The following is a 17,248-nucleotide window of genomic DNA, read 5'->3' on the forward strand; positions in this document are numbered from 1 at the left end:
AGATGAGAGTATTTTTTTATTCTATATTTTCATTGTAAGGTATATCAAATTATCTTTATAAGTTTTACTTATTTCATTATTATTCCCACTATAAGTAAACCAATAATAAATAATAATAATCTATAATTATTGTCGTCTATACCGTTTTCATTTTCTAAATCGAATATTTTTTCCTGTGAATTTTTATTTTCTTTTATTAAATCCTCATTTTCTTTTCTGAGTTCCTTAATTTCTTTCATTACTGTTTTTAATTCTTTTTCAAGAATTTCATTTTTTAATTTTGTCATCTATATTCTCCTTGATTATTTATTCTTTTTTTTCTATCTATTCTAAAAAATGAAAGATCATTCTATAATTTTTTAACCGTAAACCTTTTATATCCACTGAATAATTTAAAAAATTTAGTCTATCCTTCCTTTTTTCATTTCATTTGACGAAAGTAAATAAAAAAAAGTTTAAAAACATTAAAAAAAATTAATTTAATATTTTTAAACTTTTTTTTGTGAAAAAAACAGTAAAACAGCATTTAGTAAAATATTGTCCTGTTTATAATTTGGATCTTTTAATTGGTTCTAGTATTTATAATAAAAAAATAAGAAATCTTAGTTTGTTATTAATAAATTCTAATAATTTTAAGTTCGCTTAACAAACATTTAGTTTTTAAAAAACTCATTTTCGAAAACTTGCATTTTTTTTGCTTATAATATACTATAAATAACTATCCAATGTAAAAGTAGTGTAAAAACTATGTAAAAATAGTGTAAAAAATAAAATTTAGGGAGAGTAAAAATTATGAAGAAATTTAGTGTGTTATTAGTAGTATTATCGATGGTGATCTTTACAGGGTGTAGTAATGTGGTAGCAACCAGGACAACTTTTGATATTGAATCTACAAAGTTAAGTGAAGACCAGGTGTTAACTATCGTTGAAAAAATCTTAGCTGAAGAAGGAATGATGGTTTCCAACAGGGAACAACAAGAAACATTCAAAATGGTAAAGGCATCACATATAGTAGATACTGAAAGAAAATCCAGTACCAGTGAGCAGGTAGTGGGGATGGCCCTTAAGTATTTAGTGGGAACTGATGAGTTTAAATTAAATTTTGTTTTAGATGATGGAAAGATGTATCTCTACGGAACTTTGAAGAATGTAAAGGATCAGATCGTAACAAAGAAAACTACATATATAGACATGACTCAGGACTTTGGTAATAGTTCCCTTGCTAAAATGAATAAAATAGCTGCAAGGATCAAAGAAGAAAGCGGGATTGGAGGAAAGGTATGGAATACCACCGGTAAAAGATTAGGTTCAGAATATGGTGTAAACTAAACCGAATAGAATAGGGGATATACCTTGTTCCCTATTAGTTTTCTAAGGATGGAGGAAGTATGAAAAAATATTTTAAAACGCTTATATGTATATTTTTCTTAGGATCTTTAGTATCGATAGGTGCAGATATGGCTAAACCAACCCATGGAGCTGAATTTATAAGATATGAAAATGGTTCTATCGGTCACATTATAAAAGAAATAACAGGTGATAATGGGTATCTGATCGGCAAAGGAGAGATTGGAGATCTTCAGGATTTTGAACACCTCAGTGAATTAGAAGTTTTAGATACTATTTATTTTGAAGTTTATTATTCAGAGGGGAAAAAAAGGTTTATCTATGTACGTGAGTTTAATGATATATATACATATATCATCTTAAACTCCAGAGACAAAGAGTCTTTAAATGCTCTGGCTATAGAGACTATTGATTTAGTAAATAATTTTGAGTTAGAATTTTTATAAAATAATAGAGATAATCTGTTATAAATAAAAAATAAAATAAATTTTTAGGGAGAGTAAAAATTATGAAAAAGAAAGTATTATTATTAGGAACACTGGCAATCTTATCAACAGGATCTTACGGGATAGACATGGAATCATATGGGATGTTTCGTAAAACTAACCTTGAGAATTTCAAGAAGACGGAAAATATGATAGATTCGGTAGAGAGACTAGGAGCTACTGTGGTGAGGGATAAAGTAAGTGAATCGGATGCAATAAAAGGATTCGGTAAAGCACAAGAAGCTGATCAAAAAGCCCAATCTGAAGCTTTTGATAAGGTAGTAGATGGAGTACTTGGAAATAAAGATGCCATAGAATCAAATGAAGCTACTCTCAAATCAATGAAATCAGACCTTTTCACTAGAAATGAAGAAGGAGACCTTGTGCCACAGTCTGGTGTTAATAGAGAAGATATAGCAACTTTGGGGAAAAATATGGACGGAGTAAATGAAAAGATTGACGGAGTTGATTTGAAAACAGAATTAAACTCTCATGCAATAGATGGTATGGCTGTAGGATTAGATATAGAGAGTGGTAGAATAGACAATGTAGAAACTACTTTAGGAAAGCACGCAGAAGAATTAGCTAGATTGGATGATGTGGATCAACAGCTCGCTGATAAAGATAAAAAACTTGAAGCGGTGGATGCTGATCTTAAAGAAAAAGACGAAAAACTTGAAATAGTAGATGCGACAATGCAAAGTAACATGAGAGATATCGCCAAGCATAACGGAGCTATTTATGAAGAAGGCGTAACATATAGAGATGGAGCACCAGTTGTAAAGGCTGATGCTAACAGAGGTAGAATAGAAACTCTTGAACTTGCTAGGGCAACTACAGAAGAACAGACAACTAAAAACACTGGTGATATAGCAACAAATAAAGCTAAGACAGAAGAAAATAAAGAAGAAATAGATAGAAATGCTGGACAAATAAATCAAGCCCTAGAACTGGCAGATCACAATTCTGAATATATTGAGAATAACTCCAAAAGAATAGATGGATTAGAAAAAAAGGTGGATGGATTAGAAAGTAAGATGAATAAAGGGTTGGCTATGGCAGCAGCTACATCTTCAATAGTTTATCCACACCTGGGAAAAGGAGATTTAGGAATTGGAGCAGGGATAGGTGGATATGGTGGTTCACAGGCTATCGCAATTGGAGTAGCTATGCAGCCAACTGAAAATGTAAGAATAAATACCAATGTATCTACTTCTGATACTTCAGATACTATGTACGGTGCCGGTGTTGGTTACAAGTTTAACATCTTTGGAAGCTAAAGCCAGGAGCCCTTCGGGGCTCTTTTATAAAAAAAAGGGGCCAAAGCCCCTTATTATTCCATAATTCTTAAAACTTCATCTAGATAGAATACCTTTGAATTAGGACATCCACCGATAATTATTTTTTTATGTTCAGCCATAAAGAAATTGACCTTTGAAGCCGTTGACATTGAAATACCTACATCTTCCGAAATAAGTCTGTTAGTAAATACGGGATTTGCAATTATATAATCCACATATTCCTTTAAGATTTTATTCTCTTCAGCAAATTTTATCATCTCTTTATATAATTTAACTATTTCTCTTACTTTCTTTTCAGATCTTTGACACTGTTTTATTATACAGTTCAAAAAAAACCTTATCCAAGGTTCCCAATTATCGTTGTCCTTTACCTGGTCCAATAGACTATAATAATTATAAAAATCATCTTCAAATTCCTCTGAAATAAAGAACCCATTATCAACCATGCCGGCTTTACCGACATACAGTGACAAGAGAATATTCCCAATATTATCCGTATCAGTCCCATAGGGGTTTAAAATATGAAATTTAGCATAGATCACAGCTGCTTTCACCAGAGAGTCTAAATTAGCTATTTTATTTTTGTTAACAAATTCTTCAAGTTCAATTATTGCTGTCTTAACATCTTTTTCTAAATTTAATATGTTTTCATTTTTCACACTTCCCAAAGAAATTTTCGACTCCAAAATATCCAGGATTCTAGAATCAATTTTGTCACATGAATATTTTTTCCCTGCTGTGAGTGCTATATTATAGTTTATGGTTTTCTCCACTGAAGCAGAGCAATGTTTTTTTAACCTGCCTTCTAAAAAAGATCTTAAATCAACTTTTAAACCGGATAATTTACCGGCATTTATTGTCCCATTATATGTAGCCATTTTATAATATTGATTTTTTATTCCTGATTTATAGATAGATTTGTCTAAATTAAATAATGATTCTCTGGCTTTCACCGATAATTTTAGTAGTTCCAGTTCCGTTTTAGTGTCCAATATTATTTTTAACTTATCTAAATCACATAATTCCATTTTAAACTCCTTGTTAACTATAATTTTATAAAAAATACCTAATTGTATCGCTTATAATTATAACATATTATTTTATGTTTTATTATAACAATTAATCTCGTTCAAATTTCCTGATTTAATTTATTTCTATACATAAATTCCAAATAAATCATTTATAAATCTACATTTAAAATAGTATTTTAACTTAATACTACGACTTTATTACAAACTTCATACCTCTTAATTTTTTTATAATTTAAATCCAAAAAAAAGGAATTTTTAGAATTTTAAAGAAAATAATATCAACAGTTAAAAATTTACCAGGAAAAATGTACTTGAATTTTAAAATTATAAAAGCGGAGGTAATAATATGAATAATAAAAAACAAAATTGGAAAGAGAAATTAGATTATGAATATGAAGGTCATATCTATACTATGCAGGACACAGAGTTTGATAATGCAATCTTAGAAAGTTTTGACAATAACATGTATGAACTTTTTTTAGCAGTTAGATCTACAGATCATACCACTAATGGTTATAAAAAACTAATAAGAGCCATAGAAAATTTTAACAACCTCTGTGATGGTCAAAAAAATATTTTTGATCTGGATATAAGGTGTAAAGAGATCCGATAGAAACAGGAAGTGATACTATGTATGTCGCAGCTGTACAGATTGAAATAAGGCTTTCCTGAGCCAGGTTAAAGATAAAAGAAAATTTTGAATAAAAGTTCCCTTATTGAGGTCAAGCCCTTATAAATTATATATTAAAAAAATAAAAAGCAAGTAGTTTAAAAATAATAATAATTTATTTCAGAGAAAAAAACAAATTAAAAAAAGGAATTTTTTTCTTGTACTGGTATAGATATTTGTAACATTTTTTTATAAAACAAGGAGGCAAAATATGGCAAAATTATTTGAAATTTATAAGTGTGAACTCTGTGGAAACATTACTAAGATCTATCATGAAGCTGGTGGTACTTTAAGTTGCTGTGGGGCAGAAATGGTCCTTCAGGTAGAGAATACAACAGATGCTGCAGTTGAAAAACATGTTCCGGTTATAACTAAAATAGAAGGTGGATTTGAAGTTAAAGTAGGAGAAACTCTCCATCCTATGACTGAAGCTCACTATATCGAATGGATAGAACTAATTGTAGATGACTGCTGGGTAACTACTGCATTCTTAAAGCCTGGAGATGAGCCTAAAGTTACTTTTAAAGCATGTTCAGGAAAAAAAGTAGAAGCTAAAGCATACTGCAATTTACACGGATACTGGAAAGCAACGCTTTAATATTAAAAAACAGATAGTAAAAACAGGGATTAATTTCCCTGTTTTTTATTCTTTCGAAATCATCATTCGAAAAACCCCTAGATCTCAATATGTAGATTTTTAAAATTGACAACTGAGGAGGTCTAAGGTTATTCTATATTATCTAAAAATAGAAGGAGTATTGTATGAAGTTTAATTTACAAAAATTAATAGAAAATAAAAATTACCCGTATATATTAGGATTAATTTTATTTATCATCTATGTCATTTTAATGAGGATATGTTACCGGTTATTAAATAAACTAACTAGAAGGTCCCTGGTCTACTATAAAATTAAATTAGGAGATAAAATAACAGGGATAAAGATAGGAAACTATGAGGTTATAAACAGTAAGATGCAATTTGCCTTTATAAAGATAGTTTTAAAAGGTATTAAATTTTTAATCTTTGGGATAATATTAATCTTTAGTTTACCGGGTTTATTTTATTTTAACCCCACTACAAAAGATATGGTAAGCAGTTTATTTACCTTTGTTTCCGATCCCATAAAGATGATATTATTAAATATCATAGGAATCATACCAAATTTTATAACTATTGTTATCATTTTATTATTTGTTAAGTACCTTTTAAAATTTTTAAGATATTTAGCAGACGAGATCTCAAGCGGTTCAATGAAAGTAAATGGATTCTATCCGGAGTGGGCAAATCCTACATTTAATCTATCCAAACTATTTATATATATACTGACACTAACAATAGTATCTCCATACCTCCCAGGAGCTGGCTCACCTGCTTTTAAAGGTATTTCGATATTTGCAGGGATATTAATTTCACTGGGATCTAGTACTTATATAGGAAATGTAATTGCTGGATTTATTCTAACTTATATGAGATCTTACCAAGTGGGAGACCGTATTAAAGTAAATGAAATAACAGGAGATGTCGTAGAAAAAACCATCCTTGTAACCAGGATCAAAACTCCTAAAAATGAAAGGGTAACTGTCCCCAATGCCTCTATTTTATCGGGACATATAATAAATTATACTTATTCTGCTAGAAAATATAATATAATACTGCATACAAATATAACTATTGGATATGATGTAGACTGGCGACTGGTTCACAAACTACTTGTGAAATCTGCTCAGTCAATCGATGGTGTATTGAGTACTCCAAAACCATTTGTCCTGCAAAAAGCATTGGGAGATTTTTATGTTGAATATGAGATCAATTTATATACTTCTGAAGAAAAAAAGATGCAGAAGATTATGTCAGATCTTCATGCTAATATCCAGGATAATTTCCATGGAGAAGGGATAGAAATTATGTCACCACACTACAGGGTTCACCGTAATAATGAAGATGTGGCTATACCTAGTAAATACATCAAAACAGAAAATGAGTAAAACTATATAAAAATTTTAAGTTTTTATAAAAAAGGTAGTAAAAAAGATTTTATTCTTTCTTAACTACCTTTTTTATTTCTAGTATTTTTGATAATTATTTAAAAATATCAGGGTAATTTGTAATTATCCCATCTATACCAAAAGAATCTAAGATTTTTGCTTCTTCTACTGTATTAACTGTCCAGGCATAAGTTTTGATATTATTTTTCTTTAGTTCATCCACGTTTTTTTTACTTATAAATTCCCCTCCACAATGAACACTATACAGATCAAAATTAGAAGTATAATTTGTTATGTCCAATAAACCTGCAGTTATAAGTAATCCTACTTGTATTTCTGACTTTATCTCTTTGATTCTCTTTATGATCCTATGATCAAAGGATGAGATAATTATATTGCTGTTAATTCTAGATTTTTTTTCTAAAATTTCTACAACTTTTTCTTCTATTTGGTTGACCTCTCCATGGCGAACTTTAATTTCTATATTCAGTAATTTTTCTTTTGGAATAATACCTAATAATTCTTCTAAGGTCAGTACTTTTTCCCCTTTAAACTCCTTTGAAAACCAGATTCCAATATCTAAAATTTTTAATTCCGCTAAAGTCTGATCTTTTAAGAAACCATTCCCGTTAGAAGTTCTCCCCAATGACCAGTCATGAAAGACTACAACCTTATTATCTTTTGTCAGCTGAACATCCACTTCAAAGCCGTCACATCCTCGTTTTAATCCCTCTAAAATAGAGGCTTCAGTATTTTCTGGGGCATATCCTGATGCCCCCCTGTGTGCTATAATTTTCATCTCTTTCTCCTTTTTATTTTTATATTATTATTAATGTATATACCTAATGTTTAGTATTGTCAATTTATATTCCCCCCCTCATAAAAATATTTAACTAAAAAAACTTTTATTTCATGATAAAATAAATAATATAATTTTTATCGCCATTCAATGGGATAAGATTGAAGTAAAAATTTAAAAAATGGGGGAAAGAGGTTGGAAAAAATTAAGATTTTAGGGATGGAAGAAATTCCACTATATGAAAATATAAAAGTAATCGATGGTGCTTTTGTCTATGGAGAAGAGGTTGGGACATATACAATCGTTAAAACCCGTTACAGTCATTATAATGAGCCGTTGGTAGCAATATTAAATACAGATGATTCAATGAGTTCCGATGACCCGCAAAATAGCATCCCTAAAGATTATTTTATACTAGGTGAGATGGATACTCCAGTAAGAAAAGGTAACTTAGGTATTTTTTCATACAATGGAGAATGTATAGTCAGAAGATTAAAAATTTCAGGGAAAAATGCTGTTTTAGAGGCTTTTAATAAAGATTATTCTGATATCAATGTAGAAGATAAGGATGAATTTTATATTCTTGCAAAAGTTATAGAAGCTTCCAGAAATTTTTAAAAAATTTAGTACCATAAGATAAAGAATTATAAAGGAGATTAATATATGAAAATAAAATCATTACACCATATCTGCATCCAAACAGAGTGCTATAAAGAATCTAAAGAATTCTATACTGAAATTTTAGGGTTTAAAGTTATAAAAGAAACTCCAAATTTTCACAAAAGGGAATACAATACATGGTTAAAATTAGGTGAAATCATGATAGAACTTCAAACTGCTAAAATATCGACAAATTTAAATAAATGGAGTTCCTTAAATGAAGGTCCGGTACACATTTCATTTCTTGTAGAAGATATTCATGAGGCATATGAGGAGATCAAATCTAAGGGATATAATAATTTTAAACTTAAAAATGAAAAAGAGATCTATAAGGTTGAAAACGGTTATCTTTTTAAGGTGAAAGCTCCGGAGGGTACAGAGATCGAAGTGAGAGACCAACAGGAAATTTAAAAAATATTTTTTATGGAGAAAGAATATTAGACTGCGATACTAGTCTATTTTATTCTCCTTTTTTTATTATCTAGAAAATTTTAAAAATCTGAATTGTGCTTGTTTGGATGCAACGTCACCTTGCTTTTTTATTTAAAAATAAAAAGAGTCTTCCACTATTTGCAAAGTGGGAGACTCAGAGGAAAGTATAAGTAAATTTATCATCTAAAATAAATCTACTAAGGAGGTTTCTACCGATCAATCCCTGGGAAGATTAATGGAATATCTTACAAAACCAACTATAAATTAATTTTAACTCAAATTCAAACTAAAGTCAACTTAAATAAAATAGAAATGAAAAACACCTTTAAAAAATTACTATTATAATATTCTATTAAATATAATAAGGGAGCTCCAAAAAGCTCCCTATGTGATGAAATCTCTTGGGAGAGAGTGTAGTTTAAAAAAACATCTGTATTTCATCACATCCATATTGTATAAAATTTTACTACAAAAGTCAAATATTATACAACGATGATGGAAAAGTTCCCTCTATAAAGTCATAATAAAGTTCAATTTAGAATTGATATAAATAGATTTAATTTATTGGTCATTGTAAATTTCCTACTAAAATCTTAAATGTTGTGCTATATTATAGGTATTAAGTCTTTTTTTTAGATATAAAAGTATACTGGGAGGAAACATGAATTACATAACTTTAAAAAACAATAAAAAATTAGCCTATATCTCCGAGGGGAAAGGAGAAGTATTAGTTTTTATCCACTCATTTTTATGGGATAAGGAGATGTGGAGACCTCAAATAGATTTTTTCAAAGAAAATTTTAGATGTATCTCCATTGATTTACTGGGCCACGGAGATTCTTCTAACCTCTGTAAAAATAAAGAAAACTACTCTTTGAAAGAGATTTCTGATGACATTTTAGAAGTTTTAAACAGCTTGGATATAAAAAAATACCACTACATAGGACTGTCTGTAGGAGGAATGTTAGCCCCTTATATTGCAGAAGATATTAGAGCTTCCAGCATGGTTATAATGGATTCATATGTAGGAGCTGAACCTTCAGAGACCCAAGAAACATATTTTCAACTATTAAATAATATAAAAAACTTACAATATATCCCTGAACCTATGGCAGAATTAATATCTCCTATGTTTTTTTCTCCTAAAACAACGCAGGAAAAAACTGAATTATATTTAAATTTTCATAATCATCTATTGAATCTACCGAAAGAAAATATCGATACCATTGTAGCTACTGGATTTGGAATATTTGGGAGAGAAGACACTCTTAACAGGTTAGAAGAAATAAATATTCCAACATTATATTTAGCCGGAGAAGTTGATATCCCTAGACCAATAAAGGAATCTGAAGAGATGAGGAATCTTACAAAAAACTCAAACTTTAAAGTGATTGAAGGTGCAGGACATATTTCAAATTTAGAAAATCCAAACAGTGTAAACTCAATAATTCAAGAATTTTTGAATAAAATCAAATAAAATATAGATTTTTTGAGAGATATAAAGGAAACCCTATAAAAAATAAGTATATTAGTTTAGAAGTATTTTTTATTTGCTGATTTAAAAAATGTTTAAGCTGTAGTGAGAATAGAAAAAGAATAATAAACTTAGACTCAGCTTTTAATTTCAATAGAAAAATGGAGGTGACCTTATGATAACTATTGCTACAATTTTACTTTTGATAACTATATTATTTTTATATTTAAAAAATCAAAATAATAATAAAGTTGAATATGTATATATAAATGAAAAAACGAAAAAATATCATTTAGAAGAATGTCCATATGCTAAAAATTTAAAGGGTATTTCTTTAAAAGATGCAGTTAAAAATGGATATACACCATGTAAAATATGTAATCATAATCAACTCTAATAAATTTTAATCCTAAAAGGACACTATGAATAGTGTCCTTTTTTTATTCATAAAATCTTTTAGAAGTTTAACTTCTCCAAAAGTATATCTGTAAACCCCTTCACATCCTCCATCAAAACAGCCTGAGGATTGCACCTCATGACCATTCCATCTAAATACATAAGGCTTTTTATGACTGGAAACATTCCGCTTCCAAAATCCATTCCTGAATTTATTCCAAGTTTTATAGTTTCCATCATTCTTCTAGTGAGACTAACCTCTGAAACTGTAGCATGGGTAAAATCACTGTAAAGCTCCATAAATTTTTTCAAGAAAATACTATACTTATCAGGTTCAATGATTATTTCAGACATCATATTTAAATTTTCAGCCGCTTTTGAATAATCGTATCGGCTAAGATAATAAAAGAACCAAAACAGACCTTTTCTGAGCCTTGGAGAGATAGTTGATAATCCTGCACAATCAAGAAAATAAAGCTTTTTGTCACTACCTAAAATAATGTTTCCAGGATGAATATCACCATGAAATATCCCTTCATTAAATATATAGAAACTATGAATTCTAAAAAGCTCCAAAAGATTTTCATACGTAAGACATTCCTCTGTTAAAAGGTGATCCAATGTATTCCCCTCGATATATTCAGATACAAGAATCCTTTGAGATGATAGCTCCTTGTATACCCAGGGAAAATTTAGAGTTTTCAAATCAAAGTTTTTCAAACTTAAATCCCTTATTTCTTTCAATTTTTCCATATCTGTATATTCATTTATAAGATTTAACTCCCTACCGGTATAATACCTAATGTTTTCAAGAATCCCTTTGGGATCAAAGATCTTATTAAACTTTGGCCATACCATACCTATGAGGGTCACAAACCTCTCTACCTTTGAAATATCTCTAAAAAAAGATTCTTTGAAGTCGCTTCTTATAATTTTTATAGCTACTTCTTCTCCGCTTTTTAAAATAGCTCTGTGAACCTGTCCCACAGAAGCCGAGGAAAAAGGCTTTTCATCCCAAGAAGCTAGATTTTTTAGCAAAATATCATCTCCCTCTAATAGTTCTGATAAAGTCCTTTCTTCTGCCGGAAAACTATGAGTGTAGAGCTGTGAAAGATGGGTACACATCTCTTCTCCTAAAAAATCAACCCTAAGAGCGTAGTGCTGAGCTATTTTTACGGCTAAAAGGCCCTGTTTTTGAATTTTATAGAGATTGGGTGGTTTTTTTCTATAGAAGGAAAAAATAAGTCTTCCAAATCCAAAGATATTCATAATCATTCCTCCTGATTTATTAAATCAGCTGTTATCTTTCCTGATTCATAGATAGTAGGCAGCCCGCTTCCAGGATGAGTGCCTCCTCCTACTAAATAGAGATTCTTATAACCTTCAAGCTTATTGTGAGGTCTGAATATGAGCATCTGTGATACTTGATGTCCTAGATTAAATGTAGCTCCTAAAAACACATCTTTTTCCTCCTCCCAGTCTTTTGGAGTGATTATTTTTTCTGCTTCAATATGACGAGAAAGATCCTTAAATCCGCCCTTTGTTTCCAAGGCTTTAATAACTTTATCTCTGAAGATTTTTTTTTCTTTTTCCCAATCTATCTCAGATTTATTATTAGGTACTGGAACAAGAATATAGAGAGTTGATTTTTCTTCTGGTGCCAAAGTAGAATCTGACACAGAGGCATTTTGGACATAGAGTGAAAAATCATCTGAGAGAACCTTATTTTTGGTTATATCATCTATATTTGACTTATAATCTTCAGCAAACACAATATTATGGTGAGGTATATGATTGTATATCTTATCTACTCCCAGGTATAGCATAAATGTAGAACATGAATATTTCTTTTTATATAGATTGGAATCAGAATATTTCTTCCTTAGATTTTTAGGAAAAAGTTTAGACATTCCTTTAGCAAAATCAGCATTCATTATTATATGATCCCCTTTGACAATCTTACCGTCGTCTAGTTTTATTCCAACAGCCCTTTTACCTTCAAAAATTATCTCCTCTACTGGAGAAGAAAGCTTTATATCTCCTCCTTGTTCTTTTATAACTTCTGCCATTGCCTGAGAAAGTTTATTTAACCCTCCCTCTACATGATAAATACCATCACTATGTTCTAAATATGATATTATACTAAATGTCCCAGGAGCTTCCCAAGGTGACATTCCTATATATTTAGCTTGAAAAGTAAAAGCTAGTTTAAGCATGTCATCTTTAAAATATCTTTCTAGAGCACTATATAAAGACATGTGAGCATCTAAATATGGGAGAGCTTTTAAGAATCTAAGTTTAAGAAAATCTTTCCAAGAACTATAAGGTACTTGAAGACAGGGTATTAGTTTTTTACACTTAATTTTCTCCCTTTTAAGATATGATAGGTAGCCTGAAGATTCTCCCGGGAATTTTTTTTCAATCTCTTCAATCATTTTTTCTTTGCGGTTAGAGGACCATGGATTAAATGATTTCCCGTCTCCAAATGTTAATCTATACATAGGGTTTATTTCTGTGAGTTTTACATAACCTTCTAATTTTCGACCTGTTTTTTCAAATATTTCCTCCAATATACTTTTCATAATAAAAAATGTAGGGCCCATATCAAAAGTATAATCACCTAAATTTATCGATGAATTTCTTCCTCCTATGTAGGCTTGTTTTTCAAATATACTTACTTTATATCCCATAGATGCCAGCAGCATCCCAGCTGAAAGGCCACCAGGGCCAGCACCAATTATCAATATATCTTTCATCCTCTGCCTCCCTGTTAATATTTTTATAAATTAAATGTATTTTTTTCTAAATATTCTTTTATTTTTTCTATTGGTACAGGTTCGCTAAAGTAATATCCCTGTATTTCATCACATTTATAAGTTTTTAAAAAATCAAACTGTTCTTTTGTTTCTACTCCTTCTGCTACAACTTTAAAACCTAAATTATGAGCCATTAAAATTATAGTTTTTACCATTACTTTATCTTCTTCATTAGTTGCAATTCCATCTATAAAATTTTTATCTATTTTTAACCTATCTATAGGAAATTTTTTAAGATAGCTTAGAGATGAATAACCGATCCCAAAATCATCTATAGCCAATTTTATTTCTAAATCCTTTAACTTTAACATAGTATCCATACTCTTAGATATATCATCCATCAGTATAGATTCTGTTAATTCTAGTTCTATGTGTTTCAAATCTATCTTTTCTTTATCTAAAACATCTTCAATCATTTTAGGTAGATCACTGTGTTTTATCTGATACCCAGAGATATTAATAGATATATATATATCAGGATCTATCTCAACAACTTTTTTTACTTGAGAGAAAACTTTTTCTAAGACCCACCTTGTCATAGGAACTATAAGTCCACTGTCTTCTGCTATACTTATAAATTCATTCGGTGAAACAACTCCAAATTCAGGATTTTTCCAACGAATAAGTGCTTCACAGGAAATAATTTTTTTTGTTACTGCATTTATTTGCGGCTGATACTCAAGATAAAATTCATCTTCTTTTAACGATTTCCTCATTCTATTTTCAAGATCAAGATTTTTCATAAATTTAGAATTCATATTTTCTGTATAGAACTTATAGTTATTTCTTCCAGATTCTTTAGCATGATACATAGCTGTATCTGCATTTTTTATGAGTTCATTTAAAGAGTTACCATCTAAAGGATAGAGACTTACACCTATGCTGGTAGTTATAAAAAGATCTTTTCCTCCAATATTAAATGGAAATTTAAAAACATTTAATATGCTCATTACTAGTTTTTTTAAATTATCGATAGAATCAAAAGATGGTATTAAAACCACAAATTCATCTCCACCAAACCTTGCGATGATTTCATCTTCTAATTTTATTTCTTTTAAAGACTTTGATACTTTTTTTAAAAGTTCATCCCCAGAAGAGTGTCCCAATGTATCATTTATATTTTTAAACCTGTCTAAATCTAAAAACATAAAAGCTATCCTTGTTTGATCTGGGTCAGCATTTATAATTAAACTTTCTGCCTTACTATTAAAAAATTCTCTGTTGGGCAGATCTGTTAATGAATCATAATATGCCAGATGTTGAATCTGCTTTTTTATATGTTCTTGATTTGCAAGATCTGAAAACATAGCAATGTGATAATCTATCTTATTTTTATTATTTCGTATTGTTATTATATTTAACCATTCAGGAGAAATTTTGCCATTTTTTTTCTTATCCCAAATTTCACCCTGCCAGTTCCCATTATATTTAATCGACTTCCACATTTCCTTGTAAAAATATGGTTTATGATGATTGGATCTTAAAATTTTAGGATCATACCCAATTAAATCTCTTTTCAAATATCCGCTATTTTTTAAAAATGATTTATTGACAGAAACAATTTTATTGTATCTATCTGTAACTATCACACCTTCAGGTGTATTTTCTAAGATTTCAGTAAATAAATTTAATTTTTTTTGAGATTCTTCAGATTTATTTGCTAAATTTCCAATTTTATTGGTATATTTAATTTTTTTATAGACATATATACTCCACATTAAAGCTATAGTATTAAAAAAAATAAAAATTATCCAATCCCATTTTATAAATTTATTTACAAAAAATGATTTTCCTGGGATAAATCTAATTTTCCAATTTCGATTTGGAAAATCTACAAAATTTTCAAAATAGAGATCTGAATATTGATACAGTTCTAACCTTTTAAAATAATTCTCAGTTGTATAAATTTCAATATTTTTATTTTCTGTGGCATCATAGATCTGAAACTCTAAATTATTTATTTTTAATAGATCTAAAGAAGAATCTATAAAATCATCTATTTTAAAAACTCCTGAGATAAAACCCAATACTTCTCCTTTAGAATTAAATCCATTTTTATATACAGGGTTTAAAAGAAGAAATATATCTTTCTCTCTTTTTCTTTGAATTAACCTAATCTTTGATGTCCCTACTACTTTTCCGATTTTTGAGGAGTTCAAAATTGCTTCTGATCTATTTTTATTAGCAAACAAATCCAATCCTAAAATACCCTCATATCCCCTAAACGGTTCAATGTAATATATAGGATAATATTGCATTGATCTTTCTCTTTTTTTGATCTCACCGGAATTCCCTATTTCAGTAAATTTAAAGTTCTTATATCCCTGTTTTTGAGCTAACCTCTCATATCTGTTTCTTTCGTCATCGCTGACTAGAGGTACCCATAAAAAAGCCTGAATTCTTCTATTTTCCTCTAAAAAATAGTTTGTAAATTTTTTAAATTGTTCTCTATCTACATTTTTAGAAGTTATAAATAATTGTTTTACAGTATTTAAAGTATCTACATTTTTAGTCAATTCTGAATTAAAAGTCCTCAAATAATTTTCTCTTTCTACTCTAAATTTATGCTGAATAAATTTATTTTCTATAGTTCTAATTTCATAAAATATTAAATAGGATAATAAAAATCCAACAAAAAAAATAGAGTAAGATGGTATATAACTTTTATTAGTATTTGATCTCATAATAACCTCCATAGATTTTACTTGATTTATCATCATTTAATAATAAAAAATTTTAGCTCTATTTCTCCCCCTAACTCTATCTAAATTATAATGAAGTAACGCATTATTTCCTTTAAAAAACTTTAAATAAGTAATATAAAAAGGAGACAGTAAAATCTATCTCCTTTTTGTATTTTCTATTTTTTCCTCTACAGAATTTTTAGTTTATTAGTAAAAATATTTAAATCCCTAATTCTTCCACATCAATACCTAAATACATAGCATATACCATAGGAATGAACATACCGTATCCAAGAAGAGCGACCGACTCTCCATCAACTCCTAAATAATATGGATTGTAACCATCTGTTGTTACTTTCCATTGAATTAAAAGATCTATTTTCTTTTTTGTATTAGGATTAACTAAGGTCCCTTTAAATTCTACAAAATTTCCTTCTTCATCTTCAAAATGTAACCACTGTTCATTTTTGCTTACCTTATCCAATACTTTTCCAAACTCAACTTTGGGGTACATATTCAAATGAGAACTTTTAACTTTTTCTATATACTCATCTTTTTTCCCACACGCAACAAATATGAACACTACTGTTAAAATCATTAACATTTTTTTAATCATTTTACTTTCCCCCTTAATATTTTTTATTCCACTACTTCTAATTAAGATAATTATGGATATTTTAACTTTTTTTTAGTGTTTTCGCAACAAATTTAATCTTTTTTTAACCACATATATTGTTTTAAACTTCTTGTATAAAAAAATGCCCAAAATATTTTGGACATTTTTTTATTGAGTCAATCTTCATTGTCTGCTGTTAATATTTCCAACAAATGACCATCTAGATCTCTAAAATAAACTCCACGGCCACCATGGCGATTGTTGATCTTACCATCTTTATCTGAATACGGTCCGCTACCAAAAGCAATATTATCAGTTTTTAGATGTTTAAATATTTTATCAAATTGCTGATCATTAACTTTAAAAGCATAATGGTTTTTAGAAAAATGATCTCGTGTATCAAAATCTAAAGTTAATGTTGAATTAACCTCTACTACTGCGAAGTGACCCAACTCTTTAATAAATTTAAATCCAAATATTTTTTCATAGAACTTCGCAGACTCAACATTATTCTTTGAAGGTACAATTGTATGATTCAATGTAATTTCCAT

The 17,248-nt window shown here is 29.2% G+C and carries 18 protein-coding genes; 10 read left to right on the forward strand and 8 right to left on the reverse strand.

What is annotated here, in order from left to right:
- Positions 1 to 68: 68 nt before the first annotated feature.
- The gene (locus tag K337_RS0107450) at positions 69 to 287 is read right to left on the reverse strand and encodes a hypothetical protein (protein ID WP_028856050.1); all 219 of its coding nucleotides are present in this window, start codon (positions 285 to 287) and stop codon (positions 69 to 71) included.
- A gap of 505 nt (positions 288 to 792) precedes the next feature.
- Between K337_RS0107450 and K337_RS0107455 the strand changes: the two genes are divergently transcribed.
- From K337_RS0107455 to K337_RS0107465, 3 genes are all read left to right on the forward strand, one after another.
- Positions 793 to 1,329, forward strand: coding sequence for a hypothetical protein (locus K337_RS0107455; RefSeq protein ID WP_028856051.1), 537 nt, complete (start codon positions 793 to 795; stop codon positions 1,327 to 1,329).
- A 59-nt stretch (positions 1,330 to 1,388) separates the two neighbouring features.
- On the forward strand, positions 1,389 to 1,793 hold the full coding sequence (locus K337_RS0107460) for a hypothetical protein (RefSeq protein WP_028856052.1): 405 nt from the start codon (positions 1,389 to 1,391) through the stop codon (positions 1,791 to 1,793).
- Positions 1,794 to 1,855: 62 nt separating this feature from the next.
- The gene (locus K337_RS0107465) at positions 1,856 to 3,112 is read left to right on the forward strand and encodes a YadA-like family protein (RefSeq protein ID WP_028856053.1); all 1,257 of its coding nucleotides are present in this window, start codon (positions 1,856 to 1,858) and stop codon (positions 3,110 to 3,112) included.
- 53 nt (positions 3,113 to 3,165) lie between these two features.
- Here K337_RS0107465 and K337_RS0107470 read toward each other — a convergent pair whose 3' ends face one another.
- On the reverse strand, positions 3,166 to 4,161 hold the full coding sequence (locus K337_RS0107470; RefSeq protein WP_028856054.1) for a Fic family protein: 996 nt from the start codon (positions 4,159 to 4,161) through the stop codon (positions 3,166 to 3,168).
- Positions 4,162 to 4,510: 349 nt separating this feature from the next.
- On the opposite strand from K337_RS0107470, the gene K337_RS0107475 reads away from it, so the two are divergent.
- The 3 genes from K337_RS0107475 to K337_RS17940 all read left to right on the forward strand — a co-directional run bounded on the left by K337_RS0107475 (position 4,511) and on the right by K337_RS17940 (position 6,820).
- Positions 4,511 to 4,777, forward strand: a complete 267-nt coding sequence (locus K337_RS0107475) for a hypothetical protein (protein ID WP_028856055.1) — start codon at positions 4,511 to 4,513, stop codon at positions 4,775 to 4,777.
- A gap of 268 nt (positions 4,778 to 5,045) precedes the next feature.
- Positions 5,046 to 5,432, forward strand: a complete 387-nt coding sequence (locus tag K337_RS0107480) for a desulfoferrodoxin (protein ID WP_028856056.1) — start codon at positions 5,046 to 5,048, stop codon at positions 5,430 to 5,432.
- A 164-nt stretch (positions 5,433 to 5,596) separates the two neighbouring features.
- Complete coding sequence (locus tag K337_RS17940) at positions 5,597 to 6,820, forward strand: mechanosensitive ion channel family protein (RefSeq protein ID WP_037029244.1); 1,224 nt, start codon at positions 5,597 to 5,599, stop codon at positions 6,818 to 6,820.
- Between the two features lie 94 nt (positions 6,821 to 6,914).
- Here the strand turns inward: K337_RS17940 and K337_RS0107490 are convergent, their stop codons facing one another.
- Positions 6,915 to 7,619 carry a glycerophosphodiester phosphodiesterase gene (locus K337_RS0107490; protein ID WP_028856057.1) on the reverse strand — a complete coding sequence of 235 codons (705 nt, stop codon included), beginning with the start codon at positions 7,617 to 7,619 and terminating at the stop codon, positions 6,915 to 6,917.
- A gap of 195 nt (positions 7,620 to 7,814) precedes the next feature.
- On the opposite strand from K337_RS0107490, the gene K337_RS0107495 reads away from it, so the two are divergent.
- From K337_RS0107495 to K337_RS0107510, 4 genes are all read left to right on the forward strand, one after another.
- Positions 7,815 to 8,237 (forward strand): S24 family peptidase, encoded by a 423-nt coding sequence (locus tag K337_RS0107495; protein ID WP_028856058.1) that lies wholly within the window; start codon positions 7,815 to 7,817, stop codon positions 8,235 to 8,237.
- A 45-nt stretch (positions 8,238 to 8,282) separates the two neighbouring features.
- Positions 8,283 to 8,690, forward strand: coding sequence for a VOC family protein (locus tag K337_RS0107500; protein WP_028856059.1), 408 nt, complete (start codon positions 8,283 to 8,285; stop codon positions 8,688 to 8,690).
- A 682-nt stretch (positions 8,691 to 9,372) separates the two neighbouring features.
- Positions 9,373 to 10,188 (forward strand): alpha/beta fold hydrolase, encoded by an 816-nt coding sequence (locus K337_RS0107505; RefSeq protein ID WP_028856060.1) that lies wholly within the window; start codon positions 9,373 to 9,375, stop codon positions 10,186 to 10,188.
- A 172-nt stretch (positions 10,189 to 10,360) separates the two neighbouring features.
- Positions 10,361 to 10,582: a hypothetical protein gene (locus tag K337_RS0107510; RefSeq protein ID WP_037029245.1), complete on the forward strand. Its 222-nt coding sequence runs from the start codon at positions 10,361 to 10,363 to the stop codon at positions 10,580 to 10,582.
- 59 nt (positions 10,583 to 10,641) lie between these two features.
- Here K337_RS0107510 and K337_RS0107515 read toward each other — a convergent pair whose 3' ends face one another.
- From K337_RS0107515 to K337_RS0107535, 5 genes are all read right to left on the reverse strand, one after another.
- Positions 10,642 to 11,850: an AarF/UbiB family protein gene (locus K337_RS0107515; protein ID WP_028856062.1), complete on the reverse strand. Its 1,209-nt coding sequence runs from the start codon at positions 11,848 to 11,850 to the stop codon at positions 10,642 to 10,644.
- 2 nt (positions 11,851 to 11,852) lie between these two features.
- Positions 11,853 to 13,337: a phytoene desaturase family protein gene (locus K337_RS0107520; RefSeq protein WP_028856063.1), complete on the reverse strand. Its 1,485-nt coding sequence runs from the start codon at positions 13,335 to 13,337 to the stop codon at positions 11,853 to 11,855.
- A 23-nt stretch (positions 13,338 to 13,360) separates the two neighbouring features.
- Complete coding sequence (locus K337_RS19125; protein ID WP_169712880.1) at positions 13,361 to 16,081, reverse strand: EAL domain-containing protein; 2,721 nt, start codon at positions 16,079 to 16,081, stop codon at positions 13,361 to 13,363.
- A gap of 220 nt (positions 16,082 to 16,301) precedes the next feature.
- Complete coding sequence (locus K337_RS0107530) at positions 16,302 to 16,697, reverse strand: hypothetical protein (RefSeq protein WP_028856064.1); 396 nt, start codon at positions 16,695 to 16,697, stop codon at positions 16,302 to 16,304.
- Between the two features lie 176 nt (positions 16,698 to 16,873).
- A complete protein-coding gene (locus K337_RS0107535; protein ID WP_028856065.1) occupies positions 16,874 to 17,248 on the reverse strand; it encodes a VOC family protein in 375 nt (124 codons plus the stop codon).

The sequence above is a fragment of the Psychrilyobacter atlanticus DSM 19335 genome, from assembly GCF_000426625.1.
GTDB lineage: Bacteria > Fusobacteriota > Fusobacteriia > Fusobacteriales > Fusobacteriaceae > Psychrilyobacter > Psychrilyobacter atlanticus.

What these genes read in the sequence shown, in the direction of transcription:
- K337_RS0107500 (WP_028856059.1), top strand. Translation starts at nt 8,283, where the DNA reads ATGAAAATAAAATCATTACACCATATCTGCATCCAAACAGAGTGCTAT.
- K337_RS19125 (WP_169712880.1), bottom strand. Translation starts at nt 16,081, where the DNA reads ATGAGATCAAATACTAATAAAAGTTATATACCATCTTACTCTATTTTT.
- K337_RS0107475 (WP_028856055.1), top strand. Translation starts at nt 4,511, where the DNA reads ATGAATAATAAAAAACAAAATTGGAAAGAGAAATTAGATTATGAATAT.
- K337_RS0107505 (WP_028856060.1), top strand. Translation starts at nt 9,373, where the DNA reads ATGAATTACATAACTTTAAAAAACAATAAAAAATTAGCCTATATCTCC.
- K337_RS0107490 (WP_028856057.1), bottom strand. Translation starts at nt 7,619, where the DNA reads ATGAAAATTATAGCACACAGGGGGGCATCAGGATATGCCCCAGAAAAT.
- K337_RS0107455 (WP_028856051.1), top strand. Translation starts at nt 793, where the DNA reads ATGAAGAAATTTAGTGTGTTATTAGTAGTATTATCGATGGTGATCTTT.
- K337_RS0107515 (WP_028856062.1), bottom strand. Translation starts at nt 11,850, where the DNA reads ATGAATATCTTTGGATTTGGAAGACTTATTTTTTCCTTCTATAGAAAA.
- K337_RS0107535 (WP_028856065.1), bottom strand. Translation starts at nt 17,248, where the DNA reads ATGGAAATTACATTGAATCATACAATTGTACCTTCAAAGAATAATGTT.
- K337_RS0107530 (WP_028856064.1), bottom strand. Translation starts at nt 16,697, where the DNA reads ATGATTAAAAAAATGTTAATGATTTTAACAGTAGTGTTCATATTTGTT.
- K337_RS0107465 (WP_028856053.1), top strand. Translation starts at nt 1,856, where the DNA reads ATGAAAAAGAAAGTATTATTATTAGGAACACTGGCAATCTTATCAACA.
- K337_RS0107460 (WP_028856052.1), top strand. Translation starts at nt 1,389, where the DNA reads ATGAAAAAATATTTTAAAACGCTTATATGTATATTTTTCTTAGGATCT.
- K337_RS0107510 (WP_037029245.1), top strand. Translation starts at nt 10,361, where the DNA reads ATGATAACTATTGCTACAATTTTACTTTTGATAACTATATTATTTTTA.
- K337_RS0107520 (WP_028856063.1), bottom strand. Translation starts at nt 13,337, where the DNA reads ATGAAAGATATATTGATAATTGGTGCTGGCCCTGGTGGCCTTTCAGCT.
- K337_RS17940 (WP_037029244.1), top strand. Translation starts at nt 5,597, where the DNA reads ATGAAGTTTAATTTACAAAAATTAATAGAAAATAAAAATTACCCGTAT.
- K337_RS0107450 (WP_028856050.1), bottom strand. Translation starts at nt 287, where the DNA reads ATGACAAAATTAAAAAATGAAATTCTTGAAAAAGAATTAAAAACAGTA.
- K337_RS0107470 (WP_028856054.1), bottom strand. Translation starts at nt 4,161, where the DNA reads ATGGAATTATGTGATTTAGATAAGTTAAAAATAATATTGGACACTAAA.
- K337_RS0107480 (WP_028856056.1), top strand. Translation starts at nt 5,046, where the DNA reads ATGGCAAAATTATTTGAAATTTATAAGTGTGAACTCTGTGGAAACATT.